Source organism: Mesorhizobium sp. M0088, assembly GCF_040322895.1.
Taxonomy (GTDB): domain Bacteria; phylum Pseudomonadota; class Alphaproteobacteria; order Rhizobiales; family Rhizobiaceae; genus Mesorhizobium.
Map to the genome: position 1 here is coordinate 230,678 of NZ_JAMYUI010000007.1, position 21,360 is coordinate 252,037.

The 21,360-nt window shown below is 62.0% G+C and carries 22 protein-coding genes; 15 read left to right on the forward strand and 7 right to left on the reverse strand.

The window, feature by feature from the left end; all coding sequences use genetic code 11:
* The first annotated feature begins 121 nt into the window (after positions 1–121).
* The 4 genes from NKJ67_RS11185 to NKJ67_RS11200 all read left to right on the forward strand — a co-directional run bounded on the left by NKJ67_RS11185 (position 122) and on the right by NKJ67_RS11200 (position 3,553).
* Complete coding sequence (locus NKJ67_RS11185; protein ID WP_127380108.1) at positions 122–1,525, forward strand: L-serine ammonia-lyase; 1,404 nt, start codon at positions 122–124, stop codon at positions 1,523–1,525.
* A gap of 76 nt (positions 1,526–1,601) precedes the next feature.
* A complete protein-coding gene (locus NKJ67_RS11190) occupies positions 1,602–2,039 on the forward strand; it encodes a DUF1489 family protein (RefSeq protein ID WP_013531780.1) in 438 nt (145 codons plus the stop codon).
* Positions 2,040–2,123: 84 nt separating this feature from the next.
* Positions 2,124–2,855 carry a vWA domain-containing protein gene (locus NKJ67_RS11195; protein WP_352581353.1) on the forward strand — a complete coding sequence of 244 codons (732 nt, stop codon included), beginning with the start codon at positions 2,124–2,126 and terminating at the stop codon, positions 2,853–2,855.
* Positions 2,855–3,553, forward strand: coding sequence for a DnaJ domain-containing protein (locus NKJ67_RS11200; protein ID WP_127272505.1), 699 nt, complete (start codon positions 2,855–2,857; stop codon positions 3,551–3,553). Before NKJ67_RS11195 ends, NKJ67_RS11200 begins: the two co-directional genes overlap by 1 nt.
* Positions 3,554–3,599: 46 nt before the next feature.
* On the opposite strand, the gene NKJ67_RS11205 is transcribed toward NKJ67_RS11200, so the two are convergent.
* Positions 3,600–5,006 (reverse strand): D-alanyl-D-alanine carboxypeptidase, encoded by a 1,407-nt coding sequence (locus tag NKJ67_RS11205; RefSeq protein ID WP_352581354.1) that lies wholly within the window; start codon positions 5,004–5,006, stop codon positions 3,600–3,602.
* 285 nt (positions 5,007–5,291) lie between these two features.
* Here NKJ67_RS11205 and NKJ67_RS11210 point away from each other — a divergent pair, with 285 nt between their 5' ends.
* The 4 genes from NKJ67_RS11210 (at position 5,292) to NKJ67_RS11225 (ending at position 9,423) form a co-directional block, all read left to right on the forward strand.
* Complete coding sequence (locus NKJ67_RS11210) at positions 5,292–5,621, forward strand: phasin family protein (RefSeq protein WP_013531776.1); 330 nt, start codon at positions 5,292–5,294, stop codon at positions 5,619–5,621.
* A gap of 297 nt (positions 5,622–5,918) precedes the next feature.
* Entirely contained in the window at positions 5,919–6,248 is a 330-nt protein-coding gene (gene clpS, locus NKJ67_RS11215; RefSeq protein WP_023812950.1) for an ATP-dependent Clp protease adapter ClpS, read from the forward strand.
* A 6-nt stretch (positions 6,249–6,254) separates the two neighbouring features.
* On the forward strand, positions 6,255–8,723 hold the full coding sequence (gene clpA, locus NKJ67_RS11220; protein ID WP_127258970.1) for an ATP-dependent Clp protease ATP-binding subunit ClpA: 2,469 nt from the start codon (positions 6,255–6,257) through the stop codon (positions 8,721–8,723).
* A gap of 61 nt (positions 8,724–8,784) precedes the next feature.
* Complete coding sequence (locus NKJ67_RS11225; RefSeq protein ID WP_127270999.1) at positions 8,785–9,423, forward strand: chloramphenicol phosphotransferase CPT family protein; 639 nt, start codon at positions 8,785–8,787, stop codon at positions 9,421–9,423.
* A gap of 42 nt (positions 9,424–9,465) precedes the next feature.
* Here NKJ67_RS11225 and NKJ67_RS11230 read toward each other — a convergent pair whose 3' ends face one another.
* The 5 genes from NKJ67_RS11230 to NKJ67_RS11250 form a co-directional block, all read right to left on the reverse strand.
* On the reverse strand, positions 9,466–10,554 hold the full coding sequence (locus tag NKJ67_RS11230) for a phosphatase PAP2 family protein (RefSeq protein WP_352581366.1): 1,089 nt from the start codon (positions 10,552–10,554) through the stop codon (positions 9,466–9,468).
* 232 nt (positions 10,555–10,786) lie between these two features.
* Complete coding sequence (locus NKJ67_RS11235) at positions 10,787–11,215, reverse strand: HIT family protein (RefSeq protein ID WP_292335620.1); 429 nt, start codon at positions 11,213–11,215, stop codon at positions 10,787–10,789.
* A gap of 93 nt (positions 11,216–11,308) precedes the next feature.
* Positions 11,309–12,523, reverse strand: a complete 1,215-nt coding sequence (locus NKJ67_RS11240; protein WP_352581355.1) for a GNAT family N-acetyltransferase — start codon at positions 12,521–12,523, stop codon at positions 11,309–11,311.
* A gap of 50 nt (positions 12,524–12,573) precedes the next feature.
* Positions 12,574–13,302: a glycerophosphodiester phosphodiesterase gene (locus NKJ67_RS11245; RefSeq protein ID WP_352581356.1), complete on the reverse strand. Its 729-nt coding sequence runs from the start codon at positions 13,300–13,302 to the stop codon at positions 12,574–12,576.
* 14 nt (positions 13,303–13,316) lie between these two features.
* Complete coding sequence (locus tag NKJ67_RS11250) at positions 13,317–13,781, reverse strand: RidA family protein (RefSeq protein ID WP_127269018.1); 465 nt, start codon at positions 13,779–13,781, stop codon at positions 13,317–13,319.
* A 138-nt stretch (positions 13,782–13,919) separates the two neighbouring features.
* Between NKJ67_RS11250 and NKJ67_RS11255 the strand changes: the two genes are divergently transcribed.
* From NKJ67_RS11255 to tsf, 5 genes are all read left to right on the forward strand, one after another.
* On the forward strand, positions 13,920–14,747 hold the full coding sequence (locus NKJ67_RS11255) for a cell envelope integrity EipB family protein (protein ID WP_352581357.1): 828 nt from the start codon (positions 13,920–13,922) through the stop codon (positions 14,745–14,747).
* A gap of 114 nt (positions 14,748–14,861) precedes the next feature.
* Positions 14,862–16,160, forward strand: a complete 1,299-nt coding sequence (locus NKJ67_RS11260) for a lysophospholipid acyltransferase family protein (protein WP_352581358.1) — start codon at positions 14,862–14,864, stop codon at positions 16,158–16,160.
* Between the two features lie 59 nt (positions 16,161–16,219).
* On the forward strand, positions 16,220–16,498 hold the full coding sequence (locus NKJ67_RS11265; RefSeq protein WP_027036667.1) for a DUF4031 domain-containing protein: 279 nt from the start codon (positions 16,220–16,222) through the stop codon (positions 16,496–16,498).
* Between the two features lie 203 nt (positions 16,499–16,701).
* Positions 16,702–17,490 (forward strand): 30S ribosomal protein S2, encoded by a 789-nt coding sequence (gene rpsB, locus NKJ67_RS11270; RefSeq protein ID WP_023812937.1) that lies wholly within the window; start codon positions 16,702–16,704, stop codon positions 17,488–17,490.
* A gap of 109 nt (positions 17,491–17,599) precedes the next feature.
* The gene (gene tsf / locus NKJ67_RS11275) at positions 17,600–18,520 is read left to right on the forward strand and encodes a translation elongation factor Ts (protein ID WP_127321483.1); all 921 of its coding nucleotides are present in this window, start codon (positions 17,600–17,602) and stop codon (positions 18,518–18,520) included.
* Between the two features lie 21 nt (positions 18,521–18,541).
* On the opposite strand, the gene NKJ67_RS11280 is transcribed toward tsf, so the two are convergent.
* On the reverse strand, positions 18,542–19,468 hold the full coding sequence (locus NKJ67_RS11280; protein WP_256746406.1) for a LysR family transcriptional regulator: 927 nt from the start codon (positions 19,466–19,468) through the stop codon (positions 18,542–18,544).
* 115 nt (positions 19,469–19,583) lie between these two features.
* Between NKJ67_RS11280 and NKJ67_RS11285 the strand changes: the two genes are divergently transcribed.
* Positions 19,584–20,120 (forward strand): nuclear transport factor 2 family protein, encoded by a 537-nt coding sequence (locus tag NKJ67_RS11285; RefSeq protein WP_127270206.1) that lies wholly within the window; start codon positions 19,584–19,586, stop codon positions 20,118–20,120.
* Between the two features lie 27 nt (positions 20,121–20,147).
* Positions 20,148–21,254, forward strand: a complete 1,107-nt coding sequence (locus NKJ67_RS11290) for an aldo/keto reductase (protein WP_352581359.1) — start codon at positions 20,148–20,150, stop codon at positions 21,252–21,254.
* Positions 21,255–21,360: the final 106 nt, after the last annotated feature.

The following is a 21,360-nucleotide window of genomic DNA, read 5'->3' on the forward strand; positions in this document are numbered from 1 at the left end:
CCAATGTCGCTGCCGGAGCAAACAAGGTCGGCGGGTGCAGCGCCGCGATTTCCAAAAGAGCGGAAACATCGTGGGAATTCCTATATGTAGTCCTCGACCTGACTCCAGGAGACAACGCCGCGTGTTCCTTTCGGTTTTCGACCTGTTCAAGATCGGCATAGGACCCTCGAGTTCGCACACGATGGGGCCGATGACCGCCGCTGCGCGGTTTCTCGACGAGGTCGCGGGAAATGACTGGCCGCGTCCGGCGGGCGTCAAGGTCGACCGGCTTGGCGCAAGCCTGCACGGGTCACTCGCCTACACCGGTATTGGCCACGGCAGTGATCGCGCCGTCATGCTCGGCCTTGCCGGTCTGACGCCGCAGACGGTTGATCCCGATCAGGCGGATGGCATTGCTGGCCGCATCACCGCCGAAAAGCGCATTTCGCCTCCCGGCCATCCCTCGTATCGCTTCGATCCGGCCACCGATCTGGTGCTGGACCGCAAGACGCCGCTCACCGGCCACGCCAACGGCATGGCGTTCTACGCCTATGACGCCGGCGGCCGCCTGCTGCTCAAACGCATCTATTATTCGATCGGCGGCGGCTTCGTGGTTTCCGAAGAAGAACTGCAGCGGATGAAAGCCAAGGGTTCGGTGACAACCGAAGGCAAGAAAGTGCCTTATCCGTTCAAGAATGCGGTCGAGATGCTGGCCATGGCCGGCAAAAGCGGTCTTTCCATCGCCGACATGAAACGCGTTAACGAGGAGACGCAGATGACGCGCGAGGAGCTCGACGCCGGCCTCGACGGAATCTGGAGCGCCATGAAGGGCTGCATCGACCGTGGCCTGTCGCAGGATGGCATCATGCCGGGTGGGCTGAAGGTGCGCCGCCGTGCCCGCATGCTGCACGATAAGCTGCAGGAGCAGTGGCAGCAGAACAAGCCCAATCCTTTGCTCGCCAATGACTGGCTGTCGATCTACGCCATGGCCGTGAACGAGGAAAATGCCGCCGGCGGCCGCGTGGTCACCGCGCCGACCAATGGCGCTGCCGGCACGCTGCCGGCGGTGCTGCGCTACTGGCTGCATTTCCATCCCGAGGCGGACCAGCCGAGCATTCGTGATTTCCTGCTGACGGCTGCCGCCGTTGGCGGCATCATCAAGACCAACGCATCGATCTCGGGCGCCGAGGTCGGCTGCCAGGGTGAGGTAGGCTCCGCGTCGGCGATGGCCGCAGCGGGCCTGTGCGCCGTCATGGGCGGTACGCCCGAACAGGTCGAGAATGCCGCCGAGATCGCGCTCGAACATCATCTCGGCATGACCTGCGATCCGGTTGGTGGTCTGGTTCAGGTGCCGTGCATCGAGCGCAATGCGCTGGGCGCGGTCAAGGCGGTGACGGCCGCGTCGCTGGCCATCAAGGGCGACGGCATCCATTTCGTACCGCTCGATGCGGCGATCGAGACCATGCGCCAGACCGGCCTCGACATGAACGAGAAGTACAAGGAAACCAGCCTTGGCGGGCTTGCAGTCAACGTCGTGGAGTGCTGAAGGCTGGCCTAAACCGCCGCTGTGGAGAAGTCGATCCGGTCGTTGACGCGTTCGCGTGCGGGACTAACCTTAAGCGATGTCTCTCAATCTCATAAAACTCTGTGTCGGCTGCGACAGCGTCGAGGATCTCGAAGAGTGGATCGCCTTCCGCCTCGACGAGCGGCGGCGCGCCGGTGAGCCGGTCGAGCAGTATCACACCACCCGCATGATGCCGACGCGCGGCGCCGAGGTTACCGATGGCGGTTCGCTCTATTGGGTGATCAAAGGCAATGTGCAGTGCCGCCAGTTGATCACCGAAATCCGGCCGTTCACCGACAGTGAAGGCATAGGCCGTTGCCATCTGATACTCGACCCCGAGGTTGTACGCACCGACTGGCAGCCGCGCCGGGCTTTTCAGGGCTGGCGCTACCTGAAACCGGCGGACGCGCCGCTCGATCTGGGTAAGGGCAAGGCCGGATTGATCGAGATGCCGCCGAAACTCAGGCGCGAGCTGGCCGATCTCGGTCTGCTCTGACCCCAGGTGGCATCACCGCCTGGCCCTTTGCACCGCCCGATGTGGGGCTTGCAAGCGATGTGGCAACGCCACATCTTGTTTTTCATGAGTGATAAGAAGCAGCCTGTGCCAGCGAGGACCAGTCCTGCGCCGGTCAAGCCTCAATCCAACGCCGGCGAGATCGACGCCTTCATTCGTCAGGCGAGGACACTTGCCGCGTCGGCGACCGGTTCGGGCAGGCTGATCCTTGCCCTCGACGCGACGATGAGCCGCCAGCCGACCTGGGATCTGGCCTGCACGCTGCAGGGCCAGATGTTCGACGCAGTCGGCAAGGCCGGAACCCTCAGCGTGCAACTGGTTTATTTTCGCGGCCTCGGCGAGTGCCGTTCGTCGGCTTTCGTGAGCGACACCAATGCCTTGAAGCAGCTGATGACGCGGATCGAATGCCGCAGCGGCCACACCCAGATCGGAAAGGTCCTGACGCATGCGCTGAAACAGACGGCGGCCGCCAAGGTCAATGCGCTGGTCTACATCGGCGACGCGATGGAAGAGAATATCGACGATCTGGCCGAAAAGGCCGGCAGCCTCGGCCTTCATGGCGTTCCCGTCTTCGTGTTTCAGGAAGGCCATGATTCCGGCGCGGAAAAGGCATTCAAAGAGATTGCGCGGCTTTCCAAGGGGGCTTGGTTCCGATTTAATCGGCGGGCTGCCGCGACCTTGGCAGGGCTGCTTTCGGCCGTCGCCGTGTATGCGACCGGCGGGTTGAAGGCGCTCGAAGCCAGGGGCAGGCCGGAAGACCGGCTGATGATCGAGCATCTGCGGGGCGGCGGAAAATAATGGGCGCAATCATCGCTTTTGTAGCGTTGCTTTTGCTGCTTCTCGGCGCGGTGACGATCTTTCTGCGTGCCGAGCCGGCGAAACTGGCGAGCACGCTGCGAACGCTCGGGCCGGCTCTTCTGGCAGTTGTCGGCGTCGCCGTCCTTGTGGTCGGCCGTGAAGGCATCGGCGGCATGATTCTCACCGGGGCAATTGCCTGGTATGGCTCCATGCGAATGAAAGGCCAGCCGGCCGGCCTTGCCCCGGGCAAACGCTCGACGGTGCGCACGGCGGCATTGGAAATGGAGCTCGATCACGATACCGGCGGCCTCGAAGGACTGGTCCTGGCTGGCCGCCACGAAGGCAAGATGCTTGGCGCGATGGGGCTGGCGGAATTGCAACACCTCTACCGCGAACTCTCCAGCGACCCGGAGAGCCGACAGTTGCTAGAGACGTATCTTGACGGCAGATTTCCCGTCTGGCGCAAAAACGCTGAGACGAACGGTGGCGAAGGGCTGGGTGTTGCGCCAGGTCCGGGCGCCATGACTAAGGAGGAGGCCTACAAGGTCCTTGGTCTTGAAGCGGGGGCCGCCGCGGCGGATGTCCGCAAGGCGCACCGCCGCCTGATGCAGCGCCTGCACCCCGATGTCGGCGGCACGTCTTTCCTGGCGGCGCGGATTAACGAAGCCAAGGACGTCTTGCTCTCCAATCACAACTAGTCTCCTTCGACGCAGAATTTTTCCGGGAGATGGCTTGCACGCCGTCCTACTGCTGGACGGCGTAGCACTCGATGTTCTTCTTCTTCAAAGCGGTACAGGCCTTCCAGGCGGCGGTCTTCGAACCGAAACCACCGAAGCGGGCGCGGTAATAGGTGACGCCATCCTTGTCGAAGGCGACAGTGAAACCGGAAGCGTCCGCCAGCACCTTGGGCGCCTGCTTGGTGGTCTTGTCGAGAAAGGCCTGGGCCTCGGACTGCTTGGGCGACGAGGCGACCTGAATGGCCCAGCCCGACGGCACCGACGCGGTGTTGACCGGGTCGACAGCCGCCGGCGTCGGCTCGGCATAGGCCGCTACCACCTGGGCCGTCGCGACCTGGGGGGCTGAAACGATGACGGTCTTGACCTTTCTGGTCTTGACGGGAGCTGCTTCCTCGGCCTGCGCGGTGTCGTCTTCGGCGACCGTGGCGTCCTCGGCAACGATGGCATCGTCCTGCGCTATGACAGGCTTGTCGTCCGGTGTCGGAGCGTCATGCTTGGGCAGAAGAACCTTGGCGAGGGCGGTGATCGGGTTGTTGCCACCGGCCTTGGCAACCAGATCGCCACCGCCGCGAGTCGATGCCCTCGGCAGATAGGTGTTGATCAGGTTGGCCATCTGATTGTCACGGCTGCCGCCCGAGGTGCCGCCCATGACCACGCCGACGATGCGGCGATTGCCATCGGAAACCGACGAGACGAGGTTGAAGCCGGAGGCGCGGGTGTAGCCCGTCTTGATGCCGTCGACACCCTTGATACGTCCAAGCAGGCGGTTGTGGCCGTTGATGCGCTTGCGTCCGTAGAGAAAGGAGCGCTGCGAGAAATAGCCGTAATACTGCGGAAAATGCTCGCGCAGCGCGATGCCGAGCGTCGCCATGTCGCGCGCGGTGGTGAACTGGCCGGGGTCGGGCAGGCCATTGGCGTTTCTAAATACGGTGCCGTTCATGCCCAGCGCACGCGCCTTGGCGGTCATCATGCGGGCAAAAGTGGTTTCATTGCCGCCGAGCATTTCGCCGAGCGCGGTGGCCGAGTCGTTCGCCGATTTGGTGACGATCGACAGGATCGCGGTCTCGACCGTGACGGAACCGCCCGGCTTCACGCCAAGTTTCGTCGGCGCCTCGGCGGAGGCCTTGGCGGAAAACACCACTGGCGTGTTCCTGCTGATCTTGCCCTTCGCCATCGCTTCGAAGGTCAGATACAGCGTCATCATCTTGGTCAGCGAAGCTGGGTAGCGCCTGCCGTTGGCATCTGCGGAGTAAAGCACCTTGCCGGTCTTGGCATCCACGACGATGGCCGCCTGCCTGGCCGCCAGCGACGAGGCAACGTCGCCAAAAACGAATGTCATCGCCAAGGCGACGATCATCATCGTTTTGAGAGGGGAGGTGGATTTGGAAACGATGCCCAACAACGCCTTACGCACTGGTACTTCCCTTGGATTTCTTCGTTGCGTTGGAGGCGGCAAAGGGTCCTGCCTCGCTTCCGGTCAAGCTACCGGCGCAGCGTTACCAATCCGTTTATGGTAACCGCCGCGTTCACCATTTTCTTCGGGCTTGAGGTTCTCTTTATTCGATTTTTAGCCATTGGCTGCGCAGGCGGGTCCGCAAGCCCGCGAAATCTTGACTTTTGTGCGGCGCACAATATATTATCTTGCATTGCACAAGGGCGCCCCGAAGAAGGACGCTTCAAACGTCAAGGGAATCGTGAAATGACCCAGACCTATGAGGACTTCAGCAAATACGGCAAAGAGTTCGCCGACACCGGATTGAAGAGCTTCGCGTCGCTGTCCAAGGGCGCGCAGGCGATTGCCACCGAGGCTGGTGAATACACCAAGAAGAGTTTTGAAACCGGCAGCGCCACTGTGGAGAAGCTGTTTTCAGCCAAGTCGCTGGAAAAGGCGATCGAGATCCAGTCGGACTACGCCAAGCAGTCTTATGAGGCGTTCGTCGCCGAGGCCACCAAGATCGGCGATCTCTATGCCGAACTCGCCAAGGAAGCTTACAAGCCATTCGAATCGATCGTTGCCAAGGCAAAGTAATTTTGCCCGGGCGAACTGATTTCGCCTGACGTGACCCCAGATTCAGCCTTTGAACCCGAGAAAAAGCCCGGCCACGGAAACGCGGCCGGGCTTTTTTCGTGTCAATTTCCGTTCCAGAGCCTCGCGCCCCTTCACGATTGCGAAAATCGTCCAAGTTGGTGACCTAGCCATATTGTCAGCTAACCAGAAGGGCTTAAAATCGTACATCGAACACCTACATGTCGAACTCGCATGGGGAATCGAAAGAGGCAGGAATACGTGACTTCAGGTTTGACTGCCACGAGACGAGTGGTGCGAATGCAAGACGGCGACGGTAACGGCAATGGGGCCGGCCGTGGGACGGCCGTCATCACGCGCACCAAAACCAAGACCAAGAAGCCCAGCCTTTATCGGGTCCTCATCCTCAACGACGACTACACTCCGATGGAGTTCGTGGTTCACGTGCTGGAGCGTTTTTTCCAGAAGGATCGCGAAGCCGCCACACGCATCATGCTTCATGTTCACAATCATGGAGTGGGCGAGTGCGGGGTCTATACATTCGAGGTGGCCGAGACCAAAGTGTCCCAGGTCATGGATTTCGCCCGACAGAATCAGCATCCGCTGCAATGCGTGATGGAGAAGAAGTGAGGTAACATGCCGGCTTTCTCCCAAGGCCTGGAAAAGGCGCTTCACCAGGCGCTGACGCTCGCCAATGAGCGGCACCATGAATATGCAACCCTAGAACATCTGCTGCTCGCGCTCATCGACGACACCGAGGCGGCCGCCGTCATGCGCGCCTGCAATGTCGATCTCGATGAGCTCAAGCACACGGTTCTCACCTATATCGACACCGAGCTGGACAACCTCGTCACCGGTTACGACGAGGACTCCAAGCCGACCGCCGGTTTCCAGCGCGTCATCCAGCGCGCGGTGATCCATGTGCAGTCGTCCGGCCGCGAGGAAGTGTCGGGCGCCAACGTGCTCGTCGCCATTTTCGCCGAGCGCGAGAGCCATGCCGCCTATTTCCTGCAGGAACAGCAGATGACCCGCTACGACGCGGTCAACTACATCTCGCACGGCATTGCCAAGCGTCCGGGCGCGTCGGAGACACGCTCGCCGCGCGGTGCCGATGACGAGCAGGGCGGCCAGAACGGCGCCGAGCCGCAAGAGGAAGGCGGCAAGAAGAAGCAGCAGCAGGACGCGCTGACGGCTTATTGCGTCAATCTCAACAACAAGGCCAAGGCCGGCAAGATCGATCCGCTGATCGGCCGCGAATCCGAGATCAATCGCACCATCCAGGTGCTGTGCCGCCGCTCCAAGAACAACCCGCTCTATGTCGGCGACCCCGGCGTCGGCAAGACGGCGATCGCCGAGGGTCTGGCCAAGCGCATCGTCGAGGGCGACGTTCCCGAAGTGCTGCACAACGCCACCATCTTCGCGCTCGACATGGGCACGCTGCTCGCCGGCACGCGCTATCGCGGCGATTTCGAGGAACGGCTGAAGCAGGTCGTCAAGGAGCTCGAGGACTATCCTGGCGCCGTGCTGTTCATCGACGAGATCCACACGGTCATCGGGGCAGGGGCTACTTCAGGCGGCGCCATGGATGCGTCCAACCTGTTGAAGCCGGCGCTGTCGTCGGGTGCGATCCGCTGCATCGGCTCGACCACCTACAAGGAATTCCGCCAGTTCTTCGAGAAAGACCGTGCCCTGGTGCGGCGCTTCCAGAAGATCGACGTCAACGAGCCGACCATCGAGGACGCCATCGAGATCATGAAGGGCCTCAAGCCCTATTATGAGGAGTTCCACAAGGTGAAGTTCACCAACGAGGCGATCAAGGCCTCGGTGGAGCTGTCGGCACGCTACATCAACGACCGCAAGCTGCCGGATAAAGCGATCGACGTGATCGACGAGACCGGCGCCTCGCAGATGCTGGTGCCGGAAGCCAAGCGCAAGAAGACCATCGGCATCAAGGAGATCGAGGCGACGATCGCCACCATGGCCCGCATCCCGCCGAAGACGGTTTCGGCCGATGACGAGAAGGTGCTGCAGGGCCTCGATATCGAGCTGAAGCGCGTCGTCTATGGCCAGGACACTGCGATCACCGCGCTGACCTCGGCGATCAAGCTGGCACGTGCCGGCCTGCGCGAACCGGAGAAGCCGATCGGCTCCTACCTGTTCTCCGGCCCGACCGGCGTCGGCAAGACCGAAGTGGCCAAGCAGTTGGCCGCCTCGCTCGGCGTCGAGCTGATCCGCTTCGACATGTCGGAATATATGGAACGCCACACCGTCTCGCGGCTGATCGGCGCGCCTCCGGGCTATGTCGGCTTCGACCAGGGCGGTCTTCTGACGGACGGCGTCGACCAGCATCCGCATTGCGTGCTGTTGCTCGACGAGGTCGAGAAGGCGCATCCGGACCTGTTCAACATCCTGTTGCAGGTGATGGACCACGGCAAACTGACCGACCATAACGGCAAGCAGATCGACTTCCGCAATGTGATCCTGATCATGACCACCAATGCGGGCGCGTCGGATGCGCAGCGCGCGGCGATCGGCTTCGGCTCGACCAAGCGCGAAGGCGACGATGTCGAGGCGATCAACCGGTTGTTCACGCCGGAGTTCCGCAACCGGCTCGATGCGATCATCCCGTTCGGCTCGCTGCCGGTGCCGGTCATCCATCAGGTGGTGCAGAAGTTCGTCATGCAGTTGGAGGCCCAGCTCTCAGAGCGTGGCGTCACCTTCGACCTGTCGGCGGATGCGATCGCCTGGCTCGCCGACAAGGGCTATGATGAGCGCATGGGAGCGCGGCCGCTTGGCCGCGTGATCCAGGAGCACATCAAGAAGCCGTTGGCCGATGAGGTGCTGTTCGGCAAGCTCAAGAAGGGCGGCACGGTGCGCGTCACCGTCGAGAAGAAGGAAACCGGCGAGACCGGCCTGAAGCTCGAATCGCTGGCCGACGAGGCGCCGGTGAAGCCGAAGAAGGAAGAGCCTGAAGAAACGCCGAAGCCAAGAAAGGCCGTAGCGAAGAAGCCGGCGGCCAAGAAGCTGGTGGCGCAGAAGCCCGAAGCCAAGGGCAAGGACGGCGGCAAGCGCAGTCTCGTCCCGCAACTGCCCAGAAAGAACTGACCTTGAGGAAAGTCGAAAAGCCCCGGAAACGGGGCTTTTTTCGTTTGCAAGGAGGAGGGGCATGAGCGGCCAGATCATCATCCTGAACGGTGCGCCGCGATCGGGAAAAACAAGCATCGCCAGAGCTGTTCAGGAGCGCTTCGATGGCGTCTGGATCAATCTCGGCGTCGACGTTTACGAGCAGGCTACGCCGGCACGCTATCGGCCCGGGATAGGATTGCGGCCCGGTGGCGAGCGTCCGGACCTTGAGGCCCTCGTGCCCGGACTATACGCCGCGCTCTACGAATCGATCGCCGCCCACAGCCGGCTGGGGCTGAATGTCGTGGCGGATATCGGCCATCACGACGCCTATTCGAGACCACTTCACATTGTGGCCGATTGCGCGCGCCGGCTTGTAGGTCTGCCGGTGCTGTTTGTCGGTGTTCGCTGCCCGCTGGAAATCATCATGGAAAGGCGTGCCGCCAGCGCGGCGGACAAGAGATATGTGACCGGCTCATCAGACGATCCGGTGCCGTTGCCCGTGCGCCTGTGGCAGGAGGAGGTCCACCGCCCAGGCGTGTACGATCTGGAAGTCGATACCTCGCTCCTGAGCCCGAAGCAGTGCGCGGATACGATCGCAGAGCAGCTTCGGCAAGCACCGTATCCAACAACGTTTCAGAAACTATCCAACCCATCCAGCGCGGCCCTTGAGCCGTTTTGACCGGCATGGCCGCCGCAGGCGGGTTCGTCCAGATCGGCGAATTTACAGCCTGCAAACGGCCGGCGATTGCATCGTGGAGCTCTCGATTTCAGCGGCCATGCGGTCCGGCGCGAAACGGGTCAGCAAATATCCGCACACCTTCCAGATCGCGATCATCAGGAATGCACCCGCATAGCCATCCAAGGCATAGTGCCAGCCAAGCACGACGGAACCGACCATAATGACGCCGGCGAATAACCACATCACAAGACCGGCCAGCCGAGACCGCCGTGTTGCATAGAGGGCGAACAGCACCGCCATCGCAACGTGCAGGGATGGGAAGGCGGATATGCCGACGCTGCCGGTAGTTGCGCCGGTATAGCCACTCCACAGCATATCCTGCGTGCTGAGCGCCCAGATCGGATAGACGCGATCGGCAACGGCAAGTGCTTGCATGAGGGGGTGAAAGTCGTTGCCGAACCCCAATCGCTCGTAAAAGCAGGGGCCAGCCGACGACAGGCCCATCGCGAGGAAGAAGCCACCCAGCGTCCACACCGTCATGAAGCTCATCAGGAACTGGTGACGCAGCTTCGTATCCTTGCGTGTGATGCACACGGTGAAAACCGCGGTGATGAGCACGACGAACCAGAAATTGTACGCGATGTTGATGATCTTCAATGCAAGCGGCGACTGGACGACAAACCACAACCATTCGTGCGGGGCTCGACCGAAATGCAGGATGCGATCGGCGTGAGCCAATGCTTTGTCCCATGCGAACGGAGAGAGGATTGCAATGGCTCCCTTCAACACACCGATCGCGGATATGAAGGCAAGACCCGCACCCAGGCCATTCAGGCTGTTGGCAATGCGTTCGGCATCGCCAAAGAATCTACCCAGTGACTTGAGGAAGGTGTGCAGCGGTTCGGTTTCCCGCTGGACCAGCGCAAGGTGGAAAAGCGTCCCAAGTGCAAGGGCTGAGCCGCAAATCCAGAAGGCGATGAAAAGATACTCGGCGTATTCCGCCAGAACGCCGAAATCCGGCATGTTTCCAGTGTGCCACCCGACTGCGCTTGCCAGAAGCAGCGCAGCGGTAGCCATAGCGTGCAGCAGCCGGTGTCGCCAAAAGGCATCCGCCAATGCCAGGAAAAGCACGTCCGACAATGGCCCCCGTCAGTGGGGCCGATGCCGCAACCGAATGTTCCATGGTTTTGAAGCCCAGCTCGCCACGCCGTTACCATTTTACCGTGAGACGGTTCAATATTTCCTAATCAGACGATTAGAGTTGCAAACGGTTGAGTCCCGGCGCCGGCACGCCCGGGCACTAGAATCGTCTTCTCGGCTGAACGGCGCTACCCGGTCCGCCACATCGGCTGACCTCTCGCTCTCAATTTTTGAGTGCAGTCCGGATCTTTTCGGCATTTTCGGTCAGCACCTCCGGCTTCTCCATTCCTCCCGTGTGCGGCTTCAGCGGGATGCCGTCGAAGCGCGGAATGACATGTACGTGCAGATGATAGACGGTTTGCCCCGATGCCGGCTCGTTGAACTGCATGATGGTGACGCCGTCGGCGCCAAAGGCCTTTTTCACCGCCAGCGCCACTTTCTGAACGACGCTCAAGAGATGGCCGAAAATTGACGGGTCGGCGTCGAGCAGGTTGCGCGATGGCGCCTTCGGCACCACCAGCGTGTGGCCCGGCCCCTGCGGCATCACATCCATGAAGGCGATGACTGCTTCATCCTCGTAGACACGGTGCGAGGGAATTTCGCCGCGCAGGATCTTGGCGAAGATGTTGTCGGTATCGTAGGCGGCCTCGATCATGGCGAACGCTCCAGATTGTGCCTTTCGTGTAGCGAAGCCGCCGAAAGTCGGCAAGACGATTGGAAAATTGACCATCGGGCGGCGCGGTTGCTACTCCTCGAGATCCTTGCGGAACGGGGTGTGCTCTTCCAGATATTCGCTCATCCGCTCCACCTCGTGGCGTTCGCGCCTGAGGTAGTCGGCGACGGCGTTGCGCAGGCCGGGGTGCGCAATGTAGTGCGCGGAATGCATGATCACCGGCCGGTAGCCGCGCGCCAGCTTGTGCTCGCCCTGCGCGCCTGCCTCGACAACCTTCAGCTTGCGTTCGATGGCGAAGTCGATCGCCTGGTGATAGCAGACCTCGAAATGCAGGAAAGGATGGTCCTCGATGCAGCCCCAGTTGCGGCCATAGAGTGCGTCCGAACCGATGAAATTGATGGCGCCGGCGATATAGCGGCCATTGCGCCTGGCCATCACCAGCAGGATGTCGTCGGCCATGCGTTCGCCGATCAGCGAGAAGAATTGACGGTTGAGATAGGGCCGGCCCCATTTGCGGCTGCCGGTGTCCATGTAGAAGGCGAAGAAATCGTCCCAGGCCTTCTCCGTGAGGTCCTTGCCGGTCAGCCGATCGATCGAAATGCCTGGGGCAAGCGCTTCGCGCCTTTCCTTCTTCATCGCCTTTCGCTTGCGCGAGGCAAGGGTGGCGAGGAAGTCGTCATAGGTCGACAAGCCTTCGTTGAAGAAATGGAATTGTTGGTCGGTGCGGTGCAGGAAGCCTGCCGCTTCCAGCACCTCCACATCGCTCTCTTGCGCGAAGGTGACATGCGCGGAAGAGACGCCGAGTTTTTGCGTCACCGCCTTCAGGCCCGCCGCGAGACCGGCCTTCACTTTGGCGCTGTCCTCGCCTTTGCTGACCAGCAGGCGAGGGCCGGTGACCGGGGAGAACGGCACGGCACTTTGCAGTTTGGGATAGTAACGGCCGCCGGCGCGCTCGAAGGCATCCGACCAGCCATGATCGAACACATATTCGCCCTGGCTGTGCGATTTGAGATAACAGGGCACCGCGCCCAGCAATCTGCCTTGCCCGTCCTCCAGCCTGAGGTGATGGCCCTGCCAGCCGGTGCGCCGCACGGCGCATCCAGAATCTTCGAGTGCGCTTAGAAAAGCGAAGGAAACCAAAGGATTGTAACTGGTTTCTGAATCTCCGCGCGCGGTTCCGGCAAAGCCGTTCCATTCATCACAGGTGAAGGCGCCAATGCCGGCGGCGACGCGGATCGAATAGTCAGCATTGGCCGTTTGTCCGTCACCCTCGTCGCCCTGATCCATGAGGCTTATTTAAGCTCCGTCCGGCCTGGTACAAGTCACGTTTCAGACACTCAGGCGACTTTGACCAGATCGGGCTCGAACCCCTCGAACGTCATCTGGTCGGCATATCTGAAGGTCAGGTCGACCGCCGGCTGGTCGTGCACCGTCCAGGTGATAACAGGCATTTTCAGCCTTTCGCGCACGAAGCTGACGAATGGGTTCGGCAGGTCGCCGGCCGCGTAGGAGGTGAAGGCGATGTCGTGCGCCAGCATGGCGAAATGCGCCTCGATCAGCCCGACGTCCTTGCCGTAGGCGGTGAGACCCCCGGGGATACCCGGCGCGTCTTTCGGAAAATCGCGGACCAGCCAGTGGTCGAACGACATGATCGCCGCCTTGCCCTTGTAGCGCTTGAGCATCTTGCCGACGCTTGCCACCAGGCCTTCGTCATAGCCGGGCGTGCCTTTCAACTCGACCACCAATGGCACGCGGCCGTCGACCAGGTGGAGCATTTCCTGCAGCGTCGGCACATGGTCCGCCGTGCCACCGACCCTGAGCGCCGCGAGTTCTGCTGCGGTGCGCTGCCAGACGAAACCCTCCTGGCCAGTCAGGCGCTTGAGATCTCCGTCATGGATGATGACAGGAACGCGGTCGGACGACAGGTGGACGTCGCATTCGATGGCATAGCCGCGTTCGGCGGCCGCAGCGAAGGCTGACAGCGTGTTTTCCCAGCGCGTCTTGTTCATGTCGTGGAAGCCGCGATGGGCGACGGGCCGGGCGGTCAGCCAGGATAGGTCGGTCATATCTGTCCCCTGGCTCATTCGATTTCGAAGACGGCTTCGATTTCCACTGCGGCATTAAGCGGCAGGCAGGCGGTGCCGACGGCGGAGCGCGCATGCTTGCCACGCTCGCCAAGGGCCGCCACCAGGAAATCGGAGGCGCCGTTGGCAACCAGATGCTGCTCGGCGAACTCAGGTGTCGAGGCGACGAAAACGGTGATCTTCACCAGACGGCTAATCTTCTCGAGGTCGCCGAGTGCTGCCTTGGCCTGCGCCAGGATGTTGATCGCGCAGTATTTTGCCGCATCCTTGCCACCTGCGGTATCGAGATCGCGACCTAACAGCCCGCTCGCCTGCAGCTTGCCGTCCTTGAGCGGCAATTGTCCGGCGGTGAACAGCAGATTGCCGGTCCGGCAATAGGGCACGTAGTTGGCGGCGGGCGCGGCGGCGACGGGAAGCGTCACACCCAGATCGCTTAGCCGCTTTTCGATTGTTTCACTCATGGTATTTCCCTATTGCTTGGTGACGCCGCGCCGGCCGGGCCGAAATTGCTATTTTTGCCTCGCTTCCGCCACGACTTTTTTTAAGCTGGACCATCTTTCCCTGCGGCCTGCCATCAGTCGCGACGATCGGAGTACCTCATGCGCGCAACGCGCCTCGCATTCCATGCCGTCCTGTTGTCGGGGGTCTTCTCGATAGGCCCTGCCTTCGCAGCGCCGGCGTTGCAAGCCCACCGCGCCGTCTACGATCTTACCTTGAAAAAAGCGTCCGATCAGTCCGGCATCACAGGCATATCCGGCCGCATGGTCTATGAGTTCAATGGCTCGGCCTGCGAAGGCTATACGGTGAAATTCCGCTTCGTCACCCAGATCGTCGCCGCCGACAACACCAGGCTGACCGACCAGCAGACGACCACTTTCGAGGACGCCGAAGGCAAGACATTTTCGTTCGTGACAAAATCCTTCGTCGACCAGAATCTCGACAAGGAGGTCAAGGGCATCGCCACCAAAGAGACCAAGGGCCTGAAGGTCGACATCGACAAGCCTGAAAAGAACAGCGTCGAGCTGGCGACAACCCAATTCCCGACCCAGCATCTGGTCGAGCTGATCGGCAAGGCCGAAAAGGGCGAGAATTTTTACGAAACCAACCTGTTCGACGGTTCCGAAGACGCCAACAAGGTGATGACCACCACCGTCGTGGTCGGCAAGAAAACCGATGCCGACAAGGCCGACCCGGAAGCTTCGGCACTGGCAAAGCTCGCTACCGACAAATACTGGCCGGTCGACATCGCCTATTTCGACGACACCAACAAGACGGGCGAAGAGGTGCCGGAATACCGTATCAGCTTCAAGCTGCATGAGAACGGCATCACCCGCGATCTCGTCATGGACTATGGCGACTTCTCGATGACCGGCAAGCTGGTCAACCTGTCGCTGTTCGACCAGACGAAACCCTGTCCCGCCAAATAGTGCCGGTCTAGGCAGTTGATTTACCACGACACGGCGTGGTCGTAACGATCGACTTGAACGTGCCGCAATCGTCTCTCAACCTCTCCCCGGCGTCCAGGCGCGAGGGGGATCAGCTTGAGCAGGATCGATACATTCGTGGCGCCGCGGCCCAACCCGGCACTGATCAGGGCCATGACATCCGTCAACCGGATCGTCATGCTCCGCGGCATTCCCGGATTTCGGGATATCTTGCCGTTCAATCGCCTGGCCGGTCTGCGCGGCGTCTCAAATGTCCGCCATATCGACTTTCCCCACGCCGACCTTGAGCGGCTGAAGGCCAGTTGCGGGGCAGGGAAGGCGACCTTCATCACGCCCAATCATCCCGAGTTCTTCACCGACTGGATGATCGACAAGGAAATCGTGTCGCAGGTCAGCCCGCTCACGGCCTCATGGGCAACCAATGGTGTCGTCAACGGCCTTGGCCGGCTGATGCAGAAGTTCTGGCTGGCCAACAACCTCATCGCTCAGATTCCCGGCAACAGCGGGGCAGCCAAGGAACACTCCATCGCCTGGGCCTTGAAAGGCCATGGCGTGCTGCTGCATCCCGAAGGCGGCGTCGGCTGGCATGCCAATGTCGTTGCGCCTTTGCTGCCGGGTGCCATCGAGATGGGGCTGGAGGCCCTCAAGCGCGGCCGGGCCACGGATTCCGATTTCAAGGTCTGGATCGCGCCAGTCGTCTGGAAGCTCGCCTTCACCGGGAATGTCGAAGCGGCGCTGGCGAAGGAATGCGCTTATGTCGAGAAAAGCCTGAAAATAGAACGCCTTGCGACCGACACGCTGCCGCAGCGCATCCACCATGTCTATTCGGCGCTGCTGGCCCGCGATGAAGCAGCATCGGGCATGCCATCCGACGAAGGCGCAACCTATGCCGAGCGCCAGCAGGCGTTGGTTGCTGAACTCGGCCGCCGACTCGGCGAAAGCATCTCATTCGACGCTGCCATAACCGACACCGCAGAGCTTCTGCGGCGTGCGCGTCGCTGGCAGCGCGAAAACACCGACGATGCGGAACGGCAAAGGCAGGTCCGCGCGCTCGCCGATAGGGTTCAGAGGCTGCAGCGCGTCGGACCCTGGGCCTGCGCCAATCCGCGCATCACGCAGGAGCAGATCGCCGAACATCTGAAGCGGATCCGCAACGACTATTGTCGAAGCGGGCTGCGCGACACGATAAACCGGTTCATTCCGCAGCCGGCCGGGCCGCGTTGCGCCCACATCCGGGTGCCGGAGGCACTGGGCTTGCATGAGCATGCGGGCTCGATCGACGATGCGGTTGCCGAACTGCGCCGTCGCATGCAGGATACGGTCACCAACATTGTGGCCGAGCTTGCGGCCAATGGCGGCTTCATTTTCTATCCGAATCCATTCTATCGTCCCTGACATCCTGACGGGCCACGTGGCCCGCTGTGGTGGAGGATGGAAGGCAAACAGCAAGCTTCATGGCGGTCTATGTCGACGCAGCGATCTGGAACTGGGCCGGCCATCGCTGGTGCCATCTGTTGGCCGACGACACCGACGAGTTGCATCGCTTTGCCGCCCGGCTCGGCGTCAAGCGCTCATCCTACCAGGGGCCGCCCAAGACATCGGCGCCGCATTATGACATAACCGGCTTCGAGCGCGACCGTGCGGTGCGGCTCGGCGCCATCGAATGCAGCCGCGAGGAGATCGTCGCGGTCTTCCGGCGAGTGCGAGTGCCGAACGGGAAGATCAAGCGCTGACGGCAGGGCGCGGATCGTCGCACGCCGCATCACAGATCCCGCGGCGCTTGCGTTTATCGCGCATCCCCTCTATATGCGCGCTCATTCCACACACGGACTTTGGTGTCTGCCCGGGAGAAATCCGGCTGAAACCTCCGGTGGCGTTCGAGGACAAAGTCCAAAAATGCCTGTGTCCGTGGAGGCTAACCGGAAAGGAACTTTGAATGGCACTGCCTGATTTCAGCATGCGCCAGCTTTTGGAAGCTGGCATTCACTTCGGCCACCAGACCCACCGCTGGAACCCGAAGATGGCGCCCTACATCTATGGCGCCCGCAACAACATCCATATCATCGACCTGTCGCAGACGGTGCCTTTGCTGCACCAGGCGCTTAAGCAGGTTTCCGACACCGTCGCCAAGGGTGGCCGCGTGCTGTTCGTCGGCACCAAGCGCCAGGCGTCCGACATCGTCGCCGATGCTGCACAGCGTTCGGCTCAGTATTATGTCAACTCGCGTTGGCTCGGTGGCATGCTGACCAACTGGAAGACGATCTCGAATTCGATCCAGCGCCTGCGCAAGCTCGACGAGATGCTGGCCGGCGAGGCGCAAGGATTGACCAAGAAGGAACGCCTGAACCTCGACCGCGAGCGCGAGAAGCTCGACAAGGCGCTGGGCGGCATCAAGGACATGGGCTCGACGCCCGACCTGATGTTCGTCATCGACACCAACAAGGAAGCGATCGCCATCCTCGAGGCCAAGCGCCTCGGCATCCCGGTCGTCGCCATCATCGATTCGAACTGCGATCCGGACAAGATCGACTTCCCGATCCCCGGCAATGACGACGCGGCCCGCGCCATCCAGCTCTATTGCGATCTGATCGCCAAGGCTGCGATCGACGGCATCGCCCGCCAGCAGGGCGCGCTCGGCGTCGACATCGGCGCTTCGGTCGAAGCTCCGGTCGAACCCGCGCTCGACCCGGCTCCGGCCCCGGCGTCGGAAGCTCCCGAAGCTTGATAATCGAAGGCCGGTTGCGGCCTTCATCTTTCTCATATTCTGGCACGCTTAACAGACGCACCATTGAATACCGATGGTGCGTCGGTGCATTTAAAACAAAGAGGCGACAATGAGCATTTCGGCTGCACAGGTCAAAGAACTCCGCGACTTGACCGGCGCGGGCATGATGGATTGCAAGGCCGCGTTGACCGAGACCAACGGCAACATGGAAGAGGCCGTCGACTGGCTGCGCAAGAAGGGTATCTCCAAGGCCGACAAGAAGGCTGGCCGCACCGCGGCTGAAGGTCTGATCGGCGTCGACAATGGCGTGCGCGAAGCCGCCGTCGTGGAAGTCAATTCCGAGACCGACTTCGTGGCCCGCAACGCCGCGTTTCAGGAAATCGTCGGCAACGTTGCCAAGGTTGCGCTGGCCTATGGCACGACGGAGGCTGTGGCCGCCGCAAAGTATCCAGGTTCCGACAAGTCGGTTGCCGACACCATCAAGGACGCTGTCGGCACCATCGGCGAAAACATGGGCTTCCGCCGCTCGGCCAAGCTCACCGTCCCGCACGGCGCTGTCGCTACCTACGTCCACAACGCGGTTGCCGACGGCCTTGGCAAGCTCGGCGTGCTGGTCGCGATCGAGACCACGGGCAATGAGCATGCAGCCAACGCCTTTGGCCGCCAGGTGGCCATGCATGTTGCCGCCACCAACCCTCTGGCGCTGACCGCAGAGCAGATCGATCCGGCCGCGGTCGAACGCGAGAAGGCGATCTTCTCCGACCAGGCGCGCCAGTCCGGCAAGCCGGAAGCGATCATCGAGAAGATGGTCGAGGGCCGTCTGCGCAAGTTCTACGAGGAAGTCGTGCTCCTGAAGCAGGCCTTCGTGCTCAATCCCGACATCACTGTCGAGAAGGCGCTGAAGGATGCCGAGAAGGACATCGGCGCCCCGGCCAAGATCACCGCCTACCTGCGCTTTGCGCTGGGCGAGGGCATCGAGAAGGAAGAGACCGATTTCGCCGCGGAAGTCGCTGCAGCGGTCAAGAAGTAAGCTGCCAAGCAGCTTTTCGGCTCAGGCAACTCGGCCGGGCGCTCGCGAGGGTGTCCGGCCGATTTCTTGTGTGATGTCGACAAAGGCGCGCAGCTTCGGTGCCATTGCCGCCCGGCGCGGAAAGTAGAGAAACAGGCCTGGTTCCTCGATTGCCGACTGCGGCAACACCTGGACAAGCCGACCAGCGGCCAGGTCGGCGCGCACCAGCGGCTCGAACACATAGGCCAGTCCCATTCCCGACAGCGCCAGGTCGATCGCGGCAAGCGAATCGGTGACGATGGCGGTGCCGCGCGTTTCCACGGCCACGTCCTTGCCGTCCTCCGTCAAATCCCAACGATAGACCGCGCCGGATCGCACCAGACGGTAGCCGATGCAATTGTGGGCGGCGAGATCGGCCAGGCTGTGCGGGCGGCCATGCCGGCCGATATAGGCTGGTGACGCTACGATGATCACCTGGAATGGCGGGGTCATCCGGATCGCGATCATGTCCTGCGCGATCATTTCGCCAAGTCTGATGCCGGCGTCAAAGCCTTCGCTGACGATATCGACCAATCCTTCATTGGCAAAGATTTCCACTGTCACATCCGGATAGCGCTCGGCCATGGCCGTCACCACCGGCGTCACCGCCATCGGGACGGCGATATGTGATACATTGATTCTGAGCAGTCCCGCCGGGCGACCCTTGATGCCGCGGATACGCTCCATCCGCTCGGCGATATCCTGCAGCGCGGGCTCGGCCGTCGCGACAAGCGCCTGACCGGCCTCGGTCAGCGATACGCTGCGGGTCGTGCGGGCAAAGAGCGGCTGGCCGATGCGCTCCTCCACAAGGCGTACAGCGTGGCTGACCGCCGAAGGGCTCATGCCGAGTTCGGCAGCGGCAAGCGCAAAGCCGCCTCGCCGCGCCACGGCGACGATAACGGGAAGGTGGCTGAGCAGGTCGCGATCCATTCATGCATAATATCGCATAGTCCATGCGAATAATGCAATCTTTTCGATGCCGGCCTGTTGGCCCACATTGTCGCCAGCAAACCGGCGACGGGCCGATGCGCAAAGGAGAAGAGACATGAATGCATTGAGGTATGCCACCTTCGCGGCGGGTATCGCGCTGGCGCCGGTCGATGCCGGCGGAGCCGAATCGTCCCCTGAAATCACGCTCGCCGATGAGCGCGCCGTCATACGCATCGCCGATGCCATCGACCGCGCGGTCGATGCCCAGGATTGGCGGCTCGCCCGTAGTTACTTCGCCGACCGCGTCACCGTCGACTTCAGCAGCCTGAGTGGGCAGCCTGCGGCCACCATCGCGTCGGACGACCTGATCGGGACCTGGGCCGCCAACCTCAGGGGCAACAAGACCAGCCTGCACCTGCGCACCAACCATCAGGTCGCCATCGACGGCGACGCCGCGACTGTCTCCTCCAACGGCTACGCCTGGAACCGGATGGAAGGCAATGGCGAACCGCTATGGGAAGTCTGGGGCACCTACGAACACCACCTGACCCGTTCGGGAGCCGACTGGAGCGTGGACGGCTTCACATTCCGCATGACGCATGAACGCGGCAACCCGTGGGTCAAGACGACCCCCGGACAGGATCGGCATTGAAGATTGGATCAGGATCGGAGCGACATCATGACCATGCCCTTCTACACCCTTGGCAGCAGCGGGCTTCGTGTCACCCGGCTGGCGCTCGGAACCATGACCTTCGGCACCGAATGGGGCTGGGGCGCCGACAAGGAGACGGCCCGCGCCCTGGTCGATGCCTATGTCGAGGCAGGCGGCAATTTCTTCGATACGGCCGATGCCTATACCGGCGGCACCTCCGAGACCTGGCTTGGCGAGTTCATAGCCGAACGCGGTCTGCGCGACAGAGCGGTGATCAGCACCAAGTTCAGCATGAATCTGGAGCAGGGCAATCCGAATGCCGGCGGCAACGGCCGCAAGAACATCATCCGCGCCGTCGAAGGCTCGCTGAAGCGGCTCGGCACCGATTATATCGACCTCTATGTCCTGCATGCCTGGGACAGGCTGACTTCACCGGAAGAGGTGATGCGGACGCTGGACGATCTGGTACGCGCCGGAAAGATCCGCCATGTCGGTCTCTCCGACGTCCCCGCCTGGTACGCGAGCAGGGCGCAGTCCATCGCCGAGCAGCGCGGCTATGAACCGGTTTCGGCGCTGCAGCTCGAATATTCGTTGGTCGAGCGCAACATAGAGCATGAATTCGTGCCGTTCGGCACGCGCTATGGCGCCGGCATCATGGTCTGGAGCCCGCTGGCCAGCGGCTTGCTGAGCGGCAAATATCGTTCAGATACAATCAGCAACGCCGGCGGCAGGCTGGAGGCGATGCGCGGTTCGACCAATCCCGGCTTCCAGAAATTCACCGACCGCAACTGGGCAATCGTTGCCGAACTGGAAAAGCTCGCCGGCAAACTTGGCCGCGGCATGGCCCAAATCGCCTTGAACTGGGCGGCAACGCGGCCCGGTGTCGCTTCGGTGATCATCGGTGCGACGAGGCTCGATCAGCTCAGGGACAATCTCGGTGCGCTCGATTTCGAGATTCCCCAAGAGCTCCTGGCAAGGCTCGACGCAGTCAGCCTGCCGGTCACGCCGTTCCCGTACTCGTTCTTCGGTCCGGAAATCCAGGGCGGCCTTACCGGGGGCCAGGCCGTCGGCTACAAGCCGGCGGGCTATTTCCCTGACCTGCTCATGGCAGGTGCATTTGCCGGCGTGAGTTGACAAAAGGCGAGAGAATTCCGGGTCGGGGGGGGGGGGGGGGGGGGGGGGGGGGGGGGGGGGGGGGGGGGGGGGGGGGGGGGGGGGGGGGGGGGGGCGGGGGGGCGGG